Raw genomic sequence first — 18,476 nt, forward strand, 5'->3', positions numbered from 1 at the left:
TCAATCCACGAATAGATAGTCGGTGGTGGCGATCTCTTCCGCCTGAGCCTCGGGGATACCGAGGAACTCCGCAAGGGGGCGCGTGTTTTCCGCAGCGCCCGCGCGCTCGCGGATCCGGTACATCCGGCGGAAGCCCGTGTCGCGGATCCGGTCGCTCTCGAAGCGGATGTCGTGGCGGATGGTGGGCAGCAGCCTCCCGATCACCTCTGCGGACGTGGCCTCTCCCGCAAGACCTATCCGCCGCGCATGGCCGGTCAGGTAGTCGTCCGAGAAGTCGCATTCGATCTCGAGCAACCGCGTATCGCAGCGGTCGGCGTCGAGATCCTGCATCAGATCGAGGCTCGCCGGATCGATGCAGATCACCAGCCGGTCGCTCTGCCAGGTGTCGAACAGCATCCGCAGCAGGGCGCGGCGGTGCCTCGTCCGCTTGGCAAGCGTCTTCTGGATCCCGCCGAGGTCGGGCAGCGGCGTGCCCGCCTCGTCGAAGAGGTAATGCACGCCGGGCATTCCGGTCACTGCCTGCACGCGATCGACGAGCCGTTTCGCTACATGCCACTTCTTGCAGGTGACCATCATCAGCACGCGCTCGCGACCAAGGCTCGATTCCGTCTCCCAGAACCGCGGGGCGAAGCGGCGTCCCACGCGCCCTCGTCCGGTCAGGAAGGCATGCAGCCTGCGTCCCTCGTTCGAGGCGGTCAGTCGCAGCCCCTGTTCCAGATACAGCCGGCCCAGCCGTTCCTTCAGCTCCGTCGCCTCGGGCGAGATCTTGCGGGCGAAAAGGTAATCCTGGCCGAGCAGCAGGTCGTAGTGGTCGTTGTAGAAGGTCACCGGCATTCCGTAGTCGGTGAACATCAGGAAGGTCAGCGTCCGGCACCGGATCTCGGTTTCCGGAACGAGGTGGCGCACGAGGGTCTGGAAGAAGGTCTCGTCGGGGATCCAGGTGGTGCGGAAGAAGCGGACCACGTCCGGCCGCCTGCCGCAGAAGGCAAGCACAGCTTCTACCGTCCGGCGGCGCAGGCACCACCACTGGCTGCCGATCTGGATCCGGAGATCCGCCGGGATCGCGCGCCGCAGGCCCAGGCGCTTCTGCAGCCCGAGGATCGCGTAGAACAGGTCAGGCCGCGCGCGCTCGTTGGTGAAATGGCGGTAGATCAGACGCTCTTCCTTGATGCCGGTCCGGATCCAGTCCGAGCGGAAGAAGTCGAAGCTCTCGATATGGTCGGCATCATCGCGGTCGAGCCAGTGGTGGACATGCTCCGCCGGCTTGATGGGCATGCAGTCGCCCGACAGCATGTAGAGATGCGTCGCGCGCGGAAAGGCCGAGAGCGCCGCCCTCACCGCCTCCAGCGTGGCCGCAACGAGACTCCACTCGCCCCAACCGCATTTCACACGCCGCTTGGCGAAGGTGACCGAGGCATCGTCTGAGAGCGCTTCGCGGATCCGGTCATGTGCGGCACGAGGGGCGCGGGCATCGAAGTGGATCGAGACGTAATCCCCTGCCGAGGTGAGCCGCCGGGCCTGGGCAATGACGCCCTCGGGATCCTTGTGACACAAGAGGATGTAGGCGATCCTCGCCATCGTTGCAGCCTGTCCGCCATCTGCTCCCCGACCTTCTAGAACCGCCGCCCGGTCATTGAAAAGCAATAAATAACCTGCTTTCTGTGGGCACACCCCGCAGAGGAGCGACCATGGGTTTCCCCGGCACCTGGATGACCGAGAGCGAGAGCCTCGTCTATCGAGTCGTCCCGAAATGCGCCTGCTCGACCATCGGGCAGATCATGTTCTATTCCGATCATGGACGCTTCTTCGACGGCGACATCCACGATGCCACGGCCGGGCTGCACAAGTGGGCACAGGAAGCCAGCCAGCCGCTCATCACCGCGAACGTGAAGGCGCACCGTTCGCCGTCCTTCACCTGCGTTCGCAATCCCTACAGCCGCATCCTGTCGTCCTTCTTCGACAAGATCTGCGGCATCCAGAGGAACGGCCGACGCTACCGCGGCAATCTGGTGCCGCTGATCATCCAGAAGTACGGGATCGAGGTCGGGGGGGACGACGGCAAGCAGGAGTTCGACCAGATCGCCAGCTTCCGCCGCTTCCTTCTCTTCGTGCGCGACACGATCCGCTGGAAGAAGCCGATGGAGGCAGACATCCACTGGTCGGCCATGTCGGGCCACATCTCCACCTTCATCGTGAACGGCGGGCGCTACGACTCGATCTTCTTCACGGAACGGTTCAACGAGGGGATGCAGTCGGTGCTCGACCGCGCGCAGCTGACCCATCCGGTCGATCTCGCGGCCATCCCCCGCTTCAACGAGAGCGAGGGGCACGGTCCCGCCCGCGCCCATCCGGTCGAGGCCTATTTCGACGACCTCTCGATGCACCTGATGTGGGAGGTCTACCGGAAGGACTTCCAGCTTTTCCGCTACGACTTCGACAATCCGGCCAACAGGATGCCCAAGGGCGAGGTCGACCTGGCCGAGGTGCACGCCAAACTGGGCGACTGAGCCGGCCTCGTCCGCGGCAGCGGCGCGCGGCGACGGCCCCGGAGGGGCTTTGAGCCGCGCGCCACCGCCCGCCCTGTCCGCCGATCAGAGAACGCCATGCGTCCGGAACAGGGCGCGCAGGTCCGCCTCGGGCCGTGCCCCGATATGCGAGATCACCTCCGAGGCAGCGATGCAGCCCATCCGGCCGGCGGTCTCGTAGCCGTGGCCATTCGTCAGCCCCCAGAGGAAGGCGCCGGCGAAGAGGTCTCCCGCTCCGGTTGCGTCAACGATCTGCGTCGGGATCGCGGGCACGTGCCAGTGCTGCCCCTCGGCGAGGACATGGGCGCCCTTCTCGCTCTCCGTGCAGGCGACGATCGCCACCTCGGCCGCCGCAGCCTTCAGCGCCTCCGCGAAATCCTCGGTCTGATACATCGACAGGATCTCGGCCCGGTTCGCGAAGAGCAGATCCACGTCCTCGCGGATCATCCGGCGGAAGGCGTCGCGGTGCCGCTCGACGCAGAACGGGTCCGACAGGGTCAGCGACACGCGGCCGCCCGCGCCTCGGCAGGCCGCAATGGCCTTGGCGAAGGCCGCATGGCTCTCCGGCCCGTCGAAGCGGTAGCCTTCCAGATAGATCCACTCGGTGGAAGCCATCTGCGCCTCATCGATGTCGTCGGGCGTCAGGAACTCGGACCAGCCGAGATAGGTGTTCATCGACCGCTCGCCGTCGGGCGTCACCAGCACGATGCAGCGGCCGGTCTCCTGCTCGGATGCCGTCGGCGCGAGCGGCGTCTCGTAGACCGCGCCCTGCGCCCTCAGGTCGTGAGCGAAGATCGCACCGAGTTGGTCGTCGCAGACCTTTCCGACATAGGCGGTGCGCCCGCCCAGCTGGGCGATGCCGGCAATGGTATTGGCAGCCGAACCGCCCGAGATCTCCTGCGCCGGCCCGATCCGGCCATAGAGATCGACGGCGCGGCCCATGTCGATGAGCTGCATGATCCCCTTGCCGATGCCGTTCCCGTCGAGGAAGGCTTCATCGCAATGGGCGAGCACGTCGACCAGCGCATTGCCGATGCCGACGATCTGGAACTGTTTCATGCCGTCTTTTCCTCGTAAGGGCAGAGATCGCGGATCGGGCAGATGCCGCATCTGGGTTTGCGCGCGACGCAGATATAGCGGCCGTGCAGGATGAGCCAGTGATGCGCGTGTAGCGCGAAGGGCGCGGGCACATGATCCTCGAGCGCGCGCTCCACCGCCTCGACATCGCGGCCGGGGGCGATGCCGGTGCGGTTGGCCACGCGGAAGATATGGGTGTCGACCGCCATCGCTGGCTGGTGGAACCACATGTTCAGCACCACATTCGCCGTCTTCCGCCCCACTCCGGGCAGGGATTGCAGCGCCGCGCGCGACGAGGGCACCTCGCCGCCGTAGTGGTCGACCAGCAGCTTGCTCAATGCGATGACGTTTCTTGCCTTGTTGCGGTAGAGGCCGATCGTGCGGATATGCTCGGTCAGCCCCTCCTCACCCAGGTCCAGCATCTGCTGCGGCGTGGTCACCCGCGCAAAGAGCGCCCGCGTGGCCTTGTTCACCCCGGCATCCGTCGCCTGCGCCGAAAGCGCCACCGCGACGAGCAGAGTATAGGCATTCACATGCTCGAGCTCGCCCTTCGGCTCCGCCTCCAGCGCATGGAGGCGGGTGAAGATCTCGTGGATCGTGCGGTAGTCGAGTTGGCGCGCCATCGGCGGAAGCTATGCCCGAGGGCCGGGCGCAGGGCAAGCGAAGCCGCAGGAATCGGGTCGCGGCGGCCGGTCGCGGCGGCTAGGGTCCACAGGACAGTTCCGGAGGAGCCGCAATGACCGACAGCCTCGCCGCCGAGCGCCCCGCCTACCACTATTCCGTCATCGCCCGCGCCCTGGCCGAGATCGACGCGGGCGGCCCCGCCCTCCCGCTCGAGGATCTGGCGGCGCGGATCGGCCTCAGCCCGGCACATTTCCAGCGCATCTTCTCGCAGTGGGTGGGTGTCTCGCCCAAGCGCTACCAGCAGTATCTCGCGCTCGACCACGCGCGCCGCCTGCTGGCCGAACGCTTCACCGTGCTCGACACTGCCCTCGCCACGGGGCTCTCGGGGCCGGGACGACTCCACGACCTCTTCCTGCGGTGGGAGGCGATGAGCCCCGGCGACTTCGCCCGCGCGGGCGAGGGGCTCGAGATCCGCTGGGGCTGCTTTCCCTCTCCCTTCGGCGAAGCGCTGGTGATGGCCACGTCGCGCGGCATCTGCGGCCTCGCCTTCTGCGCCGAGACCGGCCGGGAAGCGGCCCTCGCCGACCTCATGGGCCGCTGGCCCGCCGCCCGGTTCATCGAGGATCCCGGCGCGGTGGCACCGATGTCCGAGGCAGCCTTCGGTGGGGGCGGCGCGGCGCTCCACCTGATTGGTGCTCCGTTCCAGATCAAGGTCTGGGAGGCGCTGCTTCGCGTCCCGTCCGGCCATGTCACGACCTACTCGCAGATCGCGCAGGCCATCGGCCATCCCGCCGCCGTGCGCGCGGTGGGCACCGCCGTCGGCCGCAATCCGATCTCGTTCCTGATCCCCTGCCACCGCGCGCTGCGCAAGTCCGGCGGCCTCGGCGGCTATCACTGGGGTCTTCCTGTCAAGCGCGCCATGCTGGCCTGGGAAGCGGCACGGACAGACGCAATCGCGTGATCTCGGCAGCTTTTCGCCGCTTCGGGCGGCGGAGCCTCTCCTCGGTTCCAAGCTTGTGCGATATGCAGGGACGCACCCGATATCGGGAGCCAAGGACAAATCGTGAGGCGGCAATGAAGATCGTGAAATCCCCCTTTCTGCTGATGTCGGCCGGCGTCGTGCTTCTGGCAGGCTGCGACCCCTATGCGACCGGTGGCAATCCCGGCATGGGAGGCCCCGGAAGCTACACTCGTGAAAATCCGCGCGCATCGACGGGCATCGCCACCGGCGCGATCCTCGGCGGCCTCGTCGGCGCCTCGGCGAGCGACAACAAGCTCGAGAAGGCGATCGGCGGCGCGGTCGTGGGCGGCATTCTCGGCGGTGCCGTCGGCTCCGCACTGGATCGTCAGGCGGCGGACCTGCGCAACTCGATCGGCAACAGCCAGGTCAGTGTCACCAACACCGGCTCGGAACTGGTCGTGACCATGCCGCAGGACATCCTCTTCGCCACCGACAGCGCCAACCTGCGCCCGGACCTGCAGCGCGATCTGGGCGCCGTGGCGCAGAACCTGCTGCGCTATCCGAACTCGACCATCGCGGTCGTCGGCCACACCGACAGCACGGGCGCGGCCGCCTACAACCAGGACCTCTCGATGCGCCGCGCCCAGTCGGTGGCCGGTGTGCTGATCGGCAACGGCGTGCCTTCCTACCGTGTCTCGGCCATCGGCCGCGGCGAGGACCAGCCCGTCGCCTCGAACCTCACGCCGGAGGGCCGCGCCCAGAACCGGCGCGTGGACATCATCATCCGGCCGACGAACTGAACCGGCTGGCGGGCCCTCGGGCCCGCCCCACCCCTCGGACCTGCCGCCCGCTGACGGAAGGGGATCGGCGGTCAGTCTCGCCTTTCCCGTTGAGCTTGCGCCCGGCCGGTCATAGATTCTGACCAGTTCGAGGGGAGCTCCGATGCCGTTCCAGAAGATCCAGTCCGAAAAGCTGTCGCAGAGCGTGATGCGGCAGATCGAGCTTCTGATCCTGCGCGGCATCCTTCGGCCGGGCGAGCGGCTGCCCTCCGAACGCGACCTTTCCGACCGTCTCGGCGTCTCGCGCCCCTCGCTGCGCGACGCGATTGCAGAGCTGCAGCAGCGCGGGCTTCTCGCAAGCCGTCCCGGATCGGGCATCTTCGTGGCCGAGGTCCTCGGCTCGGCTTTCTCGCCTTCGCTGGTCGAACTCTTCGCAAGTCACGAGGAAGCGGTCTTCGACTACATCGACTTCCGGCGCGACCTCGAGAGTCTCTCGGCCGAGCGTGCCGCCACCCGCGCCTCGGATACCGACCTGAAGGTGATCGACACGATCTTCCGCAAGATGGAGGCGGCGCATCTGAAACGCGACCCCTCCGACGAGGCGGCGCTCGACGCGCAGTTCCACATGGCGATCATCGAGGCCAGCCATAACGTGGTCATGCTGCACATGATGCGGTCGATGTTCGACCTGTTGCGCAACGGCGTCTTCTACAATCGGCAGATGATGTTCCGGCAGCGGACCACGCGCGAGTCGTTGCTCGATCAGCACCGTCGGATCAATCTGGCGCTTCAGACCCGGGATCCGCAGGAGGCGCGGGCAGCGGTCGAGTCCCACCTCTCCTATGTCGAGAAGGCGGTGACGGAGGGCCTGAGGGCAGATCGGCACGAGGCCGTGGCCCGGCAAAGGTTGGAACACGAGCGGAGCCGCTAGAGGCCACTGCGGCCGCCGTGCATGACAAAGGCCCGGCCTTGCGGACCGGGCCTCGTCAGGATGTCGCGCGGTGCTCAGTGAAAGCGGGCTTCCACCACCTTGATGGATTCATCGATCGAAGCCGAGGCCGAAGCCGGCGTCTTCTGGCGCGAGAGCACATCGGCTGCAGCCGCGACGGCCACGGCAATCGCCTGCTCGCGGATGGCGCGCACGGCGCCGGCCTCGGCCGAGGCGATCTGGTCGTCTGCCGCGGCGAGACGGCGGGCGATCGAGGCCTTGAGGTCGATCTTGGCCTGTTCGGCCGCCGCCTGTGCCTCCTCGCGTGCCGAAGCGACGATGCGGGCCGCCTGCTCCTGCACTTCCTTCTGCTTGCGGTCATAGGACGCAAGGATGGTCCGCGCCTCTTCGCGCAGGGCGCGGGCCTCTTCCAGATCCGAGCGGATCTGCAGGGCGCGCTTGTCCAGCATCCCCATCAGGATCCCGGGGACCTTGAAGTAGATCAGCACGCCCAGGAAGAGAAGGAACGAGATCGCAACGATGAAGTTGGTGTTGTGGAGCGAGAAGAACGGCCCCGTTGCCGCCATGGCGGGGGTCGCTGAAAGCGCCGCGATGATCGAGATCTTCTTCATCGCGCTCACCCCTTCATCCGGTTGGCAACCGCCGTCTCGACAGCCGCCCCGTCGGCACGGCCGCCAAGCGCCGCAACCAGAGCCGAGGCCGTGTCGCGCGCCACTTCGGACACGCTCTGCAGCGCGCCGGAGCGGATCTCGGCGATCCGGGCTTCGGATTCGGCGGCCTTGGCCGAAATCTCGGCATCGGCTTTCGCCGTCGCTTCGGCCAGCTGCGCGTTGATCTGCGCACGGGTCTCGGCAACGATGGCCTGGGCTTCCGTCCGGGCCTTGGCCAGCGCCTCGTTATAGGCCTTCTCGGCCAGAACGGCCTTCTGCTTCAGCTCTTCCGCCGCCGCAAGGTCGTTGGTGATCGTGCCGCTCCGCTCGGCCAGAACCGCCCCGATCCGGGGCAGCGCCACGCGCGAGAGCACGAAGTAGATCGCGGCCAGGGTGATGACCAGCCAGAAGATCTGGTTGCCCCAGGTCGAGAAGTCAAGCTGCGGCATGCCGGTGGCCGGAGCCGCCGCATGGCCGGCCGCACCGGCCGCCGCATCGTGCGCTGCTTCAGTCTCCATGTCGTATCCTCGTGTCCCTCAAGAACCAGGCCGGACGGGTTGATCCCCTCCGGCCGCAAGTGTCGGTCCTGTAAGGATCAGAGGGCGAACATCAGCAGGAGCGCAACGAGGAACGAGAAGATCCCGAAGGCTTCCGCGAAGGCGATGCCGATGAAGAGGAACGCGGTCTGGCCGGGGGCGGCCGACGGGTTACGCAGCGCGCCCGAGAGGAAGTTGCCGGCCACGTTGCCCACGCCGATGGCAGCGCCACCCATGCCAGCGCAAGCCAGACCCGCGCCGATGTAGGCACCCATTTGAACGATATCGCCTTCCATGTCCGTCACTCCTTGATGCTGGAATTGGCTGAATTGGTTGCTTCAGGACCGCTGTCTCAGTGGTGCGGATGCAGGGCATCCCGCAGGTAGACGCAGGTCAGGATGGTGAAAACGTAGGCCTGGATGAAGGCGACCAGCACCTCCATGGCATACATCGCAGTGATGGCGACCACCGACAGCGGCGAGATCAGCGCGACAGCGGCGAAGCCCGCGAACACCTTGATCACCGCGTGGCCGGCCATGATGTTGCCGACAAGACGAATGGAATGGCTGACGGGACGCACCAGATACGAGATCACCTCGATCACCGCCAGCACCGGGCGCAGCGCGAGCGGCGCGGACGAGACCCAGAACAGTTCGAGGAAGTGCTTTCCGTGCTTCAGGAAGCCGATCGCCGTCACGGTGATGAACACTGCGAGCGCCAGCACCACGGTCACCGCGACATGCGAGGTGGTGGTGAAGGACATCGGGATCAGGCCGAGGAAGTTTGCGAAGAGGATGAACATGAACAGCGTCATGATGTAGGGGAAGTACTTCACCCCGTCATGGCCGGTCACATCCTCGATCATCTTGTAGACGAAGCCGTAGGAGAGTTCGGCCACCGACTGCGTGCGCGAGGGCACGATCGCCCGGCGCCGTGTTCCCAGCACCATCAGCGCGATCACGCAGAGGACGGCGAGCGCCATCCAGACGGTCACGTTGGTGATCGTGTACCAGTGGACATCGGTGCCGCCGAAGAACGGACGGACGATGAACTGGTCCATCGGGTGGATCTGAAGGCCGCCGCTCTCTGCTTCCGTCGCCATGTCAACTTCCTCTGGTCTCGTCTTCGGGTTTCCCCGTACTCATCTGTGCCGCGGCGGCCGCGCCCATCTTCCGGGCAGTTCCCATCATGGTCCGCACCCCCGCGGCGAAGCCGAACAGGGCGAAGATCACGAGCATGATGGGTCGGGTCCCGAACAACTCGTCGAGTCCGTAGCCGATGGCCAGCCCTATCAGGACCCCGGTCACCAGCTCGATCACCATCCGCCAGGCCAGTTCACCCTGAGACAATGCCTTGCCCGTCGTCGAGGCCTCCGTCGGCGCCTTCCCCTTCAGCTTCGCAAGACGGGCCTCAAGAGCCCTGATCTTCTCGGAGTCCGGGTCATGCGTCATCGGGATGTCCCTTCGGCAGTCGGGGAGATACCTACGCAGCGGGGTGAACCGAGTCAAGGAAGCAATTTCCTCAAACAAATCACATCTTATCAGTCACTTAATCAATGGCATCCACCTGCGCCCGATACTCCGGCGAGCCGGTTCGGGCGCTAACGGAGGCTCCGGGCACATTCAACCTACCGGTTGACGATGCCGCGGGGCAGCGTAGCATCGCCGCCATGCCCGAGCGCCTCGACATCATCTTTTCCGCCCTTGCCGATCCCACCCGGCGCGAAATCCTGTCGATGCTTCTTGAGGACGACATGGCCGTCACCGATGTCGCGGAGCCGTTCCGGATGTCTCTTGCGGCCGTGTCCAAGCACCTGCAGGTGCTGGCGGAGGCGGGGCTCATCACGCAGGAGAAGCGCGGACGCGTGAAGTGGTGCAAGCTCGAGCCGGACGCGCTGAAGGCCGCCTCGGTCTGGATGCAGGGCTTCGGCCACTTCGAGCCCGTGAACCTCGACGCCTTCGAGCGGTTCCTCGCGCGCGAGCTCGACGATCCCGGCGAGACGCCGGAACGGCCGTCGCTCTCGTGAACGCAAGGGACCGGGTGCGTGGCGAGCGCGGATCAGGCGGAGCAGAGGACGTCCGTGCGTCCGCTCTCAGGCGAAGCGGCGGGCGTATCGGTCGCGCAGCAGGTTCTTCTGAACCTTGCCCATGGTGTTGCGCGGCAGTTCCTCGACGACGACCGCGGCCCGGGGCTGCTTGAAGCGCGCGATCCGGTCGTTGAGCGTCGCCACCACCTCCTGCGGGTCCAGGGTCACGCCGGGCCGCGGCACGAGCACCGCCAGCACCGCCTCGCCCAGGTCCGGGTGTGGCACGCCCACCACCGCGCTCTCGAGAATGCCCGGAACCTCGTCGAGCAGAAGCTCGACCTCCTTCGGATAGATGTTGTAGCCGCCCGAGATGATCAGGTCCTTCTGTCGGCCGATGATCTGGACATAGCCGTCCTCGTCCACGCGCCCGAGGTCGCCGGTGATGAAGAAGCCGACCGGGCGCAGTTCCTCGGCGGTCTTCTCGGGCATCTGCCAGTAGCCCTGGAAGACGTTCGGGCCGCGCACCTCGATCACGCCGACCTCGCCCGGCGCCACCTCGCGGCCCTCGTGCAGGATCCGCAGCTCGACACCCGGCAGCGGGAAGCCCACCGTCCCCGCGCGCCGCTCGCCCTCATAGGGGTTCGAGGTGGACATGTTGGTTTCGGTCATGCCGTAGCGCTCGAGGATGCGGTGGCCGGTGCGGGCCTCGAACTCGGCATGGGTTTCGGCCAGCAGCGGCGCCGAGCCGGAGACGAAGAGCCTCATGCCCGAAGCCCTCTCTCGCGTGAGGCGCGGATCGCCCAGTAGTCGCGTGTAGAACGTGGGCACCCCCATCATCGCCGTGGCCTCGGGCATCGAGCCAAGGATCGCGTCGAGATCGAAACCCGGCAGGAAGACCATGGATCCGCCGGTGAGGAGTGACACGTTCGAGGCCACGAAGAGACCGTGGGTGTGGAAGATCGGCAGCGCGTGGATCAGCACGTCGCGCTCCGTGAAGCGCCAGAGCTCGGCCAGAGCCTCGGCATTCGACAGCAGGTTGCGCTGGCTCAGCATCGCGCCCTTCGACCGCCCCGTGGTGCCGGAGGTGTAGAGCAGCGCCGCCAGATCCTCGAGGCCCCGATCCACCGGCAGGATCTCTTCAGGCTGGCCCTCCGAGAGGTCGCGCAGCGTCCCCGCGCCATCCGCGCCAAGCGTGAGGAGCCGCGATCCGTGCCGCGCGGCCAGCGGCGCCAGCGTCTCGGCGCGCGCGGGGTCGCAAAGGAAGACGCGCGGAGCGGCGTCCCCAAGGAAATAGTCAACCTCGTCGGGCGTGTAGGCGCTATTGAGGGGCAGGAAGATCGCGCCCAGCGCCACTGCGGCCCCGTAGACGGCCAGCGCCTCGGGGCTCTTTGCCACCTGCACGGCAACGCGGTCGCCCGCGCCGAGCCCGGCCGCCCGCAGTGCATGGGCCTGGCGTGCAATCATCCGCAGGAACGAGTCGCCCCGGATGCGCCGGCCGTCCGGCAGGATCAGCAGGTCGCTCTGCCGCCCCGCGAGCGGCAAAAAGAGCGCGTCATACAGCGGATTGGCCATCGGGTCCTCCCTCCCTTTCGGTGGCGGATTCAGAAGTTGGGCTTCACCCCCGGCAGGTTGAGCTCGATCAGCAGGTCACGCACCTCCTGCCGCGCCGCGATGTTGGACAGGCTCAGCTGCTCCACCCCCGTGTCGCGCAGGTCGAGAAGCGTGAGCCCGCGCGGAAACAGCTCGCGGAAGATCACCCGCTCCGAGAAGCCCGCGGCCACCCGGAAGCCGATCCGGCGTGACAGATCCTCGAGCGCCGCGCCCACCTTCTTCTTGTTGTGCATCTGCTGCGCACCGAGGCGGTTGCGGAGCACGATCCAGTCGATGGGCTTGAGCCCGGCCTGTGCCCGGAACTGCCGCGCGCTCCAGACCATCTCGGCATAGATGGACGGACCCTTGACCTTGCCGGTCTCGGGATCGATCCGGGCCAGCAGGTCGAAATCGACGAAACTGTCGTTCAGCGGCGTGACCAGCGTATCGGCCAGCGAATGCGCCACCTGGCTCAGCCGCGTGTGAGAGCCCGGACAGTCGATCAGGATGAAGTCCGAAACCGGCTCGAGCTCCGACACGGCCTTCGCCAGCCGCACGTCGAGCGGATTCTCCCCCTCGGGCACCTCGCCTTCGGCGACTTCGGGCAGAAGGCGATAGTCCGGCATCGGCAGCGTGAGGCCCGAACTCTGCGCGAAGGCCTGCCGGTTCTCGACGTAGCGGCCGAAGCTGCGCTGCCGGAGATCGAGGTCGAGCGCGCCGACCCGGAACCCGAGCCGCACCAGCGCGGTCGCCACATGCATGCAGGTCGTGGATTTGCCCGAGCCGCCCTTCTCGTTGCCCACCACGATGATATGCGCCACGGACGTCCTCTCGCTTGCCCCCGGTTCGCGACTAGCGGCTGTCCGCCACCGGCGCAAGGGCGCGTGCGGGGATGCGGCAATTCCCCTGTGGATACTGGGTCCCCGCAGCGCATCGGCCATCTGCCGCCCCGCATCATCGGGCGTCCGACACGCGCCTCTGGCTCGGCAGTCCGGGAACCTCGCAGGCAGGGCGGGCCGTGAAACGACAAAGGGCGCACCCGTGGTGCGCCCTTTGCGGAAGTCGGGCCGGTCTCAGAAGCCGAGGCCGGCGTACTTGTTCTTGAACTTCGACACGCGGCCTCCGGTGTCCATCAGCTTGGCGGTGCCGCCGGTCCAGGCGGGATGGGCGAGCGGGTCGATCTCGAGCGCCATCTGTTCGCCTTCCTTGCCCCAGGTCGAGCGGACCTGGAACACGGTGCCATCGGTCATCTTGACGTCGATGAAGTGATAGTCGGGGTGGATGCCCTTTTTCATTTCCGCCGCTCCTTACTCGGATTTCGCTTTGTAGGTCGTGTCTTCCGCGATGCGGGCCGACTTGCCGCGGCGCGAGCGGAGGTAGTAGAGCTTCGCGCGGCGGACGCGGCCACGGCGCACGACCTCGATCGAGTCGATGTTCGTCGAATAGAGCGGGAAGACGCGTTCCACGCCTTCGCCGAAGGAGATCTTGCGCACGGTGAACGAGGCCGAGATCGTGGCGCCGCCCTTGCGGCCGATCACGACGCCTTCGTAGTTCTGCACGCGCGAGCGGGTGCCTTCGGTCACCTTGTAGCCGACGCGGACAGTGTCGCCGGCCTTGAAATCCGGGATGGTCTTGCCGAGGGCGGCGATCTGCTCCGCCTCGATTTGCGCGATCAGGTTCATCGCAGGTCCTTTCCTTTGCTCGCGGTTTGCCCGCGAAGTGATGCCGCCTCAGAGCTCTCGGTCTTCATCCGGGTCCCTACCATGCGCCGCACAGTAAGCCCGCCAGAGATCAGGCCTGCGTTTCTTCGTCAGCCTCTCGGCCTCGGTCTTCCGCCAGCCGGAGATCCTCGCGTGATGGCCGGAGAGAAGAACCTCCGGAATCGCGCGATCCTGCCAGACGGTCGGCCGTGTATACTGCGGAAATTCAAGAAGTCCCTCCGAAAAGGATTCCTCTTCGGTGGACGCATGATTCCCGAGCACGCGCGGTATAAGGCGCACGGTGGCGTCGATCAAGGCCTGAGCCGCGATCTCGCCGCCCGTCAGGACGAAATCGCCAAGGCTGACCTCCTCGACGGCATAGGCATCCAGAACGCGCTGGTCCACGCCTTCGAACCGGCCGCAAAGAAGCGTCAGCCCCTCGGCCTCGGACCAGCTGCGGGCCATCGCCTGCGAGAAGGGCTTGCCCCGCGGCGAGAGATAGACGACCGGCCAGCGCGCGCGTTCGGGCGGCGTGCCGACCGCTGCCGCATCGAGCGCGCGCGCCACGACATCGGCGCGCAGGACCATGCCTGCCCCGCCGCCCGCGGGGTTGTCGTCCACGTTGCGGTGCCGGCCCTCGCCGAAGGGGCGCAGGTCGATCGTCTCGAGCGACCAGAGCCCCATCTCCAGCGCCTTGCCGGTCAGCGAGAGGCCGAGAGTGCCGGGGAAGGCCTCGGGAAAGAGGGTGACGATCCGCGCCTGCCAGGCGCCCTTCACTGTCCGGGGGCCGCCCAACTCGCGCGGTTGCAGCGAGGGGCGGATGGAAATCCGGCCGTGGGATCGCGGGGCATCGGGTGTGTCGCTCATGGCGCGCGGTATGGGCGAAACCGGTCAGCCGGGCAAGGGTCGCCGGTCGGCGCGGCCCACGTCACCCTGCGGGCGGTGCACCGGCGCACGAGGACGGGGCACCGGCACGAGCGAACCGCCTGCGCAAAGGGGCCGTTCCTCGCGTCGGCGGGGAGCTTCGCGCTCAGGCGGCACGGGCCTCGGCGCTGGCCGGGCGCATCCGGTCCATCGCGGTGGCCTGCGTGGCTGCGGCGCGCAGTGCCGTGATCGTCGGGCAGTCGTCCTCGACCTGCGGCCGCTGCCGGAGCAGATCCTGAAGGCGCATCGTCAGGAGGTGGAGGAGGTTGCGATGACCTTCCGCCACCCTCAGGGCGCGCACAGGTTCCGCCCGACCGGCGCAGGTGTCCGCCGCGGCCACCGATGTTGCCTGGAGGATAAGCGCCCGTCTTGCGGCCAGGCAGGGACCGCCGGTGTTCCGGAGGGCGCGGTCGAGTGCATCGAGCAGCGCCGCACTCGTCAGCGACGGCGCGAGCGCGACAAGGCGCTTCATCAGTTCGACCTCGTCCGTGTCATCCGGCAGCCGGAGAAAGGGCGCCACCAGCCGATCCGCGCGCTGGCTCTCGAGTTCGACGGCGAGATCATCGGGCACTTCGTCGAGGTGACCGCGGAGAAAGGCGAGCTTCTCGGGCTCGAGCGTCAGGCGGGAGAACGGGATGGAGAGCAGCGCGACCGTCAGGGGCATCGACACGGGGATCGACGCGGCCTCCGGAAGCAGGGCACCGATGCCGCGCCCGATCGCATGGAGCACGACCACGAGCAGGATCTGCATCGCGACAGTGGCGGCGACCCGCAGCAGCGCCTCGGGCTTCTTCCAGCCGGCGAGATCCCTTGGCCACTGGGCCGGCCGCATGACCATCGTCCACATGACGAAGAGGGCCACGAAGCCGGGCACGACTGGCCAGGGATGTCGGCCGATGCCGGCAAAGAGCGGCCCGAGGTAAAGGAGCGCCGTGAACAGCAGGGAGAGACGGAGTTGAAGTCCGAGCGGCATGGGATCACCTTTTGCGGTCCTGCCCTCAGGTTTCTCCGCAAAAGTGGTAAAGGTTGGGCAAGCCCGGACAAATTCCGAGACGGCAATCCATCCCGTACCGCGCCTCCGCCCCTGCGGCGAAGCTTCGGCAAGCCGGACGAGGTCTGCCGGATCTAGCCGAGTTCCTCGGGCGGATCGGCGACGATCCGGCGCGCGCCGAGATCAACGGTCGGCACGACCTTGCGGGTGAAGGGCAGGAGCAGCGCCTCGCGCCCTCCGCCGCCGGTCACCTCCAGGATATCGCCGGCTCCGTGATTGTGAACGGCATGGACATGCCCGAGCAGCGCACCGCCGGTATCGCGGACCTCGAGACCGATCAGGTCGGCATGATAGAATTCGTCATCTCCGAGCGACGGGAGCCGCGCCCGGTCGACATAGAGGCCGACGCCGCGCAGCGCGTCGGCCTCTTCCTTGGTGGTGACGTCCGACAGACGCGCGCCGAGCCCTCCCGCTACCGGGCGGGTCAGCGTCACACGGAAGCTGCGGCTTCCGTCCTCGGTGAAGAGAGGGCCATAGGAGGCCACGTCGGCAGGCTCGGCGCAGAAGGACTTCAGCCGCACCTCACCCTTCACGCCGAAGGCTCCGGCGATGGCACCCACGCAGACGCGGTCGGATTTCGTCATGTTCGGCCCCGGACGCAGCCCATGGACAGGATCCCGGCCCCGAGGCCGGCCTTGTCTTGCAGGAAGGGCGGCGGCCCGTCACCGGGCCGCCGGCACGATCACTCGGCCGCGGCGGCGCGCTCGGCCTTCTTCTTGGCCAGCTCGGCCATGCGCTTGCCCGGCACGGCGGCCTTCGGGTTGTTGCGAACCGCCTTTTCCTTCAGGCCGGCGGCTTCGAGGAAACGCGCCACGCGGTCGGTCGGCTGCGCGCCCTGGCCCAGCCAGTATTGCACGCGCTCGACGTTCATCTTGATGCGGTCCTCGCTGTCCTTGGCGAGCAGCGGGTTGTAGGTGCCCAGCTTCTCGAGGAAGCGGCCGTCGCGCGGCATGCGGCTGTCGGACGCGACGATCGAATAGTGCGGACGCTTCTTCGAACCGCCACGGGCGAGACGGATTTTCATAGCCATGGGTTTTCTCCTGTCTTGGCTGTCACCGGGCGCTGCCCGGTCATTTCTGCAGTTTCTCGTGGTGCCTGATGACTTCCGATATGATGAAGTTCAGGAATTTCTTGGCGAATTCGGGATCCAGGTCCGCCTCTTTGGAAAGCCACTCAAGCCGCTCGATCTGGCGCGCCTCCCGGAGCGGATCCGAGGGGGGCAGGTTGTGCTCGGCCTTCAGCCGACCGACGGCCTGCGTCTGCTTGAACCGTTCGGCGAGCGTGTAGACCAGGATGGCGTCCAGCCGGTCGATGCTGTCGCGATGTTCGCGCAGCAGCGCCTGGGCGCGGGTGGCGGCTTCGGTCATGGGGACGGGAACCTCCGGATTGTCGGAACGCGGGGCACTCATACGGACATCTCCGGCACGGGGTGACGGTACACGAGCACGCCGTCGAGCGTGCCGGGATCGGGGCGGGCGCCGAGCCTTTCGGCCAGCCGGCGCGAGCGGAAATTCTCGGGCGCGATGCAGGAGACGAGGCTCGGCAGGCCAAGCGCGCCGAAGGCATGGGCGCGGGCAGCCTCGGCCGCTTCCTGGGCATGCCCCTGGCCTTCGGCCTCGGCGGTAAAGAGGAACCCCAGTTCCGGCTCCGGGTCTCCCGGCTCCATGCCAATGAGGACGAAGCCGAGCAGCTCGGCACTTGCCTCGACCGACCAGACGCCATGGCCGCGCAGAAGCCAGGTCGCCACCATCCGGCAGAAGTCGTCCCAGGCCTGTTCGGGCGTCATCGGGCCGTCGACGTGGATCCCGCGATCCGAACACACGATGCGGGCGTAGGTCGGAAAATCCTCAAGCCGCGGCGCGCGCAGCCTCAGCCGCTCGGTCAGAAGTTCGGGCACGGCCGACGCCACGCCTGCCGCCTGCATCGCCGCGCCGCAGGTAAGCGGATGCGTCCAGGGCTGGGTCATCCGCGCGCCTCCGGGCCGGGATGGCGGTAGACGAGGGCCGGTCCGTCGCCGGGGAAGGCCGCCGCCTCGTCCCGCACCGCGCCCAGCCGCTCGGCCAGAGCGATCGAGCGGAGGTTGTGCGGGTGGATGTAGCTGACCGCGGTCTTCCAGCCGAGGTTCTGGAAGGCATGGCGGCGGGCGGCCTCGGTCGCCTCGCGTGCGTAGCCCCGCCCCTCGCCCTCGTCCCGGAAGATCGTCCAGCCCAGTTCGGGCTCGGGCCAGCCTTCCGGGAACCACGGGCCGGCCATGCCCAGCACCTCGTCGCTGCCGCGGAGCGTGAAGAAGAACATGCCGTAGCCGCGCAGCACCCAATGGCCGACCATGTGGCCGAAGGCGCGCCACGCCTTGTCACGCGTGAGCGTGCCGCCGGTGAAGCGCGCGCGATCGCCGGTCAGGAAGCCCGCGACGGACTCCCAGTCCCGCGCCGCCGGCATCCGCAGCGTGAGCCGTTCCGTCGTGAGAGCCGGGCTGCCCGTGACCGCAATCATGCGTAGGCCTCCATCCCGCCATCCTCTTCCGCGGGGTGGCGGTAGATGTGGATCAGCCGCCCGCCTTCGGCGAAGGCGCGCTCGAGCGTCGCGCCGAGCCTACGGACGAGCGAGAGGCTGCGGGTGTTCTCGGAATCGATCATGGTGATCAGCGGACCCATCCCGAGCTTGCCCTGCATGTAGGTTCGCACGGCGAGGGCAGCCTCGAACGCATAACCCTTGCCCTCGAAACCCTCGTAGAGATGCCAGCCGAGTTCCGGCTCGGGCCAGCCGATGTGGTTGATGACGCCAACGCGGCCGACGAAGGCGCCGTCGCGTGTATCCACGGACCACATGCCGTAGCCGCGCAGGGCCCAGTGGCCGATGCCGGCAAGGAAGATCCGCCAGGTGCCGAAGCGGTCCTGCCGCCCGCCAATGAAGCGTGTCCGGTCGCTCTCGCCGAAGGCGATCATCGCGGGCAGGTCACCCTCGGACGGTCCGCGCAGCACGAGCCGCTCGGTCTCGAGGACGGGAACGGTGAAGGGAAGGGTCATGCGCGCACCTCCGGCCCATGCGCCGACGCCCGCCGTAAGGCGGGACCCGTCGCGGAAG

25 protein-coding genes are annotated in these 18,476 nt (G+C 67.5%); 5 read left to right on the forward strand and 20 right to left on the reverse strand.

What is annotated here, in order from left to right:
• On the reverse strand, positions 1 to 1,578 hold the full coding sequence (locus ACTVZP_RS13720; protein ID WP_443212713.1) for a DUF5928 domain-containing protein: 1,578 nt from the start codon (positions 1,576 to 1,578) through the stop codon (positions 1 to 3).
• Between the two features lie 110 nt (positions 1,579 to 1,688).
• Here ACTVZP_RS13720 and ACTVZP_RS13725 point away from each other — a divergent pair, with 110 nt between their 5' ends.
• Positions 1,689 to 2,507 (forward strand): sulfotransferase family protein, encoded by an 819-nt coding sequence (locus tag ACTVZP_RS13725; RefSeq protein ID WP_443212714.1) that lies wholly within the window; start codon positions 1,689 to 1,691, stop codon positions 2,505 to 2,507.
• A gap of 84 nt (positions 2,508 to 2,591) precedes the next feature.
• Here ACTVZP_RS13725 and ACTVZP_RS13730 read toward each other — a convergent pair whose 3' ends face one another.
• Entirely contained in the window at positions 2,592 to 3,584 is a 993-nt protein-coding gene (locus tag ACTVZP_RS13730) for an adenosine kinase (RefSeq protein ID WP_443212715.1), read from the reverse strand.
• The gene (gene nth / locus ACTVZP_RS13735) at positions 3,581 to 4,225 is read right to left on the reverse strand and encodes an endonuclease III (RefSeq protein WP_443212716.1); all 645 of its coding nucleotides are present in this window, start codon (positions 4,223 to 4,225) and stop codon (positions 3,581 to 3,583) included. Before nth ends, ACTVZP_RS13730 begins: the two co-directional genes overlap by 4 nt.
• 113 nt (positions 4,226 to 4,338) lie before the next feature.
• Between nth and ACTVZP_RS13740 the strand changes: the two genes are divergently transcribed.
• The 3 genes from ACTVZP_RS13740 to ACTVZP_RS13750 all read left to right on the forward strand — a co-directional run bounded on the left by ACTVZP_RS13740 (position 4,339) and on the right by ACTVZP_RS13750 (position 6,897).
• Complete coding sequence (locus ACTVZP_RS13740; protein WP_443212717.1) at positions 4,339 to 5,187, forward strand: methylated-DNA--[protein]-cysteine S-methyltransferase; 849 nt, start codon at positions 4,339 to 4,341, stop codon at positions 5,185 to 5,187.
• A gap of 113 nt (positions 5,188 to 5,300) precedes the next feature.
• A complete protein-coding gene (locus tag ACTVZP_RS13745) occupies positions 5,301 to 5,987 on the forward strand; it encodes an OmpA family protein (RefSeq protein WP_443212718.1) in 687 nt (228 codons plus the stop codon).
• A 142-nt stretch (positions 5,988 to 6,129) separates the two neighbouring features.
• The gene (locus tag ACTVZP_RS13750; protein WP_443212719.1) at positions 6,130 to 6,897 is read left to right on the forward strand and encodes a FadR/GntR family transcriptional regulator; all 768 of its coding nucleotides are present in this window, start codon (positions 6,130 to 6,132) and stop codon (positions 6,895 to 6,897) included.
• Between the two features lie 74 nt (positions 6,898 to 6,971).
• Here ACTVZP_RS13750 and ACTVZP_RS13755 read toward each other — a convergent pair whose 3' ends face one another.
• The 5 genes from ACTVZP_RS13755 to ACTVZP_RS13775 form a co-directional block, all read right to left on the reverse strand.
• Positions 6,972 to 7,526: a F0F1 ATP synthase subunit B gene (locus ACTVZP_RS13755; RefSeq protein ID WP_443212809.1), complete on the reverse strand. Its 555-nt coding sequence runs from the start codon at positions 7,524 to 7,526 to the stop codon at positions 6,972 to 6,974.
• A 5-nt stretch (positions 7,527 to 7,531) separates the two neighbouring features.
• Positions 7,532 to 8,083, reverse strand: coding sequence for a F0F1 ATP synthase subunit B' (locus ACTVZP_RS13760; protein WP_443212720.1), 552 nt, complete (start codon positions 8,081 to 8,083; stop codon positions 7,532 to 7,534).
• 77 nt (positions 8,084 to 8,160) lie between these two features.
• Positions 8,161 to 8,397, reverse strand: coding sequence for a F0F1 ATP synthase subunit C (locus tag ACTVZP_RS13765; RefSeq protein WP_096784502.1), 237 nt, complete (start codon positions 8,395 to 8,397; stop codon positions 8,161 to 8,163).
• Positions 8,398 to 8,453: 56 nt separating this feature from the next.
• Positions 8,454 to 9,203: a F0F1 ATP synthase subunit A gene (locus tag ACTVZP_RS13770; RefSeq protein WP_443212721.1), complete on the reverse strand. Its 750-nt coding sequence runs from the start codon at positions 9,201 to 9,203 to the stop codon at positions 8,454 to 8,456.
• Position 9,204: 1 nt separating this feature from the next.
• A complete protein-coding gene (locus tag ACTVZP_RS13775; RefSeq protein WP_443212722.1) occupies positions 9,205 to 9,552 on the reverse strand; it encodes an AtpZ/AtpI family protein in 348 nt (115 codons plus the stop codon).
• Positions 9,553 to 9,770: 218 nt separating this feature from the next.
• On the opposite strand from ACTVZP_RS13775, the gene ACTVZP_RS13780 reads away from it, so the two are divergent.
• A complete protein-coding gene (locus tag ACTVZP_RS13780) occupies positions 9,771 to 10,127 on the forward strand; it encodes an ArsR/SmtB family transcription factor (RefSeq protein ID WP_443212723.1) in 357 nt (118 codons plus the stop codon).
• Between the two features lie 66 nt (positions 10,128 to 10,193).
• On the opposite strand, the gene ACTVZP_RS13785 is transcribed toward ACTVZP_RS13780, so the two are convergent.
• The 12 genes from ACTVZP_RS13785 to ACTVZP_RS13840 form a co-directional block, all read right to left on the reverse strand.
• Complete coding sequence (locus ACTVZP_RS13785; protein WP_443212724.1) at positions 10,194 to 11,699, reverse strand: malonate--CoA ligase; 1,506 nt, start codon at positions 11,697 to 11,699, stop codon at positions 10,194 to 10,196.
• Positions 11,700 to 11,728: 29 nt separating this feature from the next.
• Complete coding sequence (locus ACTVZP_RS13790; RefSeq protein WP_443212725.1) at positions 11,729 to 12,538, reverse strand: division plane positioning ATPase MipZ; 810 nt, start codon at positions 12,536 to 12,538, stop codon at positions 11,729 to 11,731.
• Between the two features lie 252 nt (positions 12,539 to 12,790).
• Positions 12,791 to 13,012, reverse strand: coding sequence for a 50S ribosomal protein L31 (rpmE, locus tag ACTVZP_RS13795; RefSeq protein ID WP_443212726.1), 222 nt, complete (start codon positions 13,010 to 13,012; stop codon positions 12,791 to 12,793).
• 12 nt (positions 13,013 to 13,024) lie between these two features.
• Positions 13,025 to 13,399, reverse strand: a complete 375-nt coding sequence (gene rplS / locus ACTVZP_RS13800) for a 50S ribosomal protein L19 (RefSeq protein ID WP_443212727.1) — start codon at positions 13,397 to 13,399, stop codon at positions 13,025 to 13,027.
• Positions 13,400 to 13,447: 48 nt separating this feature from the next.
• The gene (gene trmD, locus ACTVZP_RS13805; RefSeq protein WP_443212728.1) at positions 13,448 to 14,284 is read right to left on the reverse strand and encodes a tRNA (guanosine(37)-N1)-methyltransferase TrmD; all 837 of its coding nucleotides are present in this window, start codon (positions 14,282 to 14,284) and stop codon (positions 13,448 to 13,450) included.
• A gap of 163 nt (positions 14,285 to 14,447) precedes the next feature.
• A complete protein-coding gene (locus ACTVZP_RS13810) occupies positions 14,448 to 15,314 on the reverse strand; it encodes a hypothetical protein (RefSeq protein ID WP_443212729.1) in 867 nt (288 codons plus the stop codon).
• A 152-nt stretch (positions 15,315 to 15,466) separates the two neighbouring features.
• Positions 15,467 to 15,976, reverse strand: a complete 510-nt coding sequence (gene rimM, locus ACTVZP_RS13815) for a ribosome maturation factor RimM (protein WP_443212730.1) — start codon at positions 15,974 to 15,976, stop codon at positions 15,467 to 15,469.
• A gap of 98 nt (positions 15,977 to 16,074) precedes the next feature.
• Complete coding sequence (gene rpsP / locus ACTVZP_RS13820) at positions 16,075 to 16,422, reverse strand: 30S ribosomal protein S16 (RefSeq protein ID WP_443212731.1); 348 nt, start codon at positions 16,420 to 16,422, stop codon at positions 16,075 to 16,077.
• A 40-nt stretch (positions 16,423 to 16,462) separates the two neighbouring features.
• Positions 16,463 to 16,759, reverse strand: coding sequence for a chorismate mutase (locus tag ACTVZP_RS13825; protein ID WP_443212732.1), 297 nt, complete (start codon positions 16,757 to 16,759; stop codon positions 16,463 to 16,465).
• Between the two features lie 38 nt (positions 16,760 to 16,797).
• Complete coding sequence (locus tag ACTVZP_RS13830) at positions 16,798 to 17,358, reverse strand: GNAT family N-acetyltransferase (RefSeq protein WP_443212733.1); 561 nt, start codon at positions 17,356 to 17,358, stop codon at positions 16,798 to 16,800.
• Positions 17,355 to 17,885, reverse strand: a complete 531-nt coding sequence (locus ACTVZP_RS13835; protein WP_443212734.1) for a GNAT family N-acetyltransferase — start codon at positions 17,883 to 17,885, stop codon at positions 17,355 to 17,357. The genes ACTVZP_RS13830 and ACTVZP_RS13835 overlap by 4 nt, the downstream gene beginning before the upstream one ends.
• Positions 17,882 to 18,418 (reverse strand): GNAT family N-acetyltransferase, encoded by a 537-nt coding sequence (locus tag ACTVZP_RS13840; protein WP_443212735.1) that lies wholly within the window; start codon positions 18,416 to 18,418, stop codon positions 17,882 to 17,884. The genes ACTVZP_RS13835 and ACTVZP_RS13840 overlap by 4 nt, the downstream gene beginning before the upstream one ends.
• Positions 18,419 to 18,476: the final 58 nt, after the last annotated feature.

This window comes from Rhodobacter sp. NSM (assembly GCF_052244495.1).
In the GTDB taxonomy this organism is placed as follows: Bacteria; Pseudomonadota; Alphaproteobacteria; order Rhodobacterales; family Rhodobacteraceae; genus Cereibacter_A.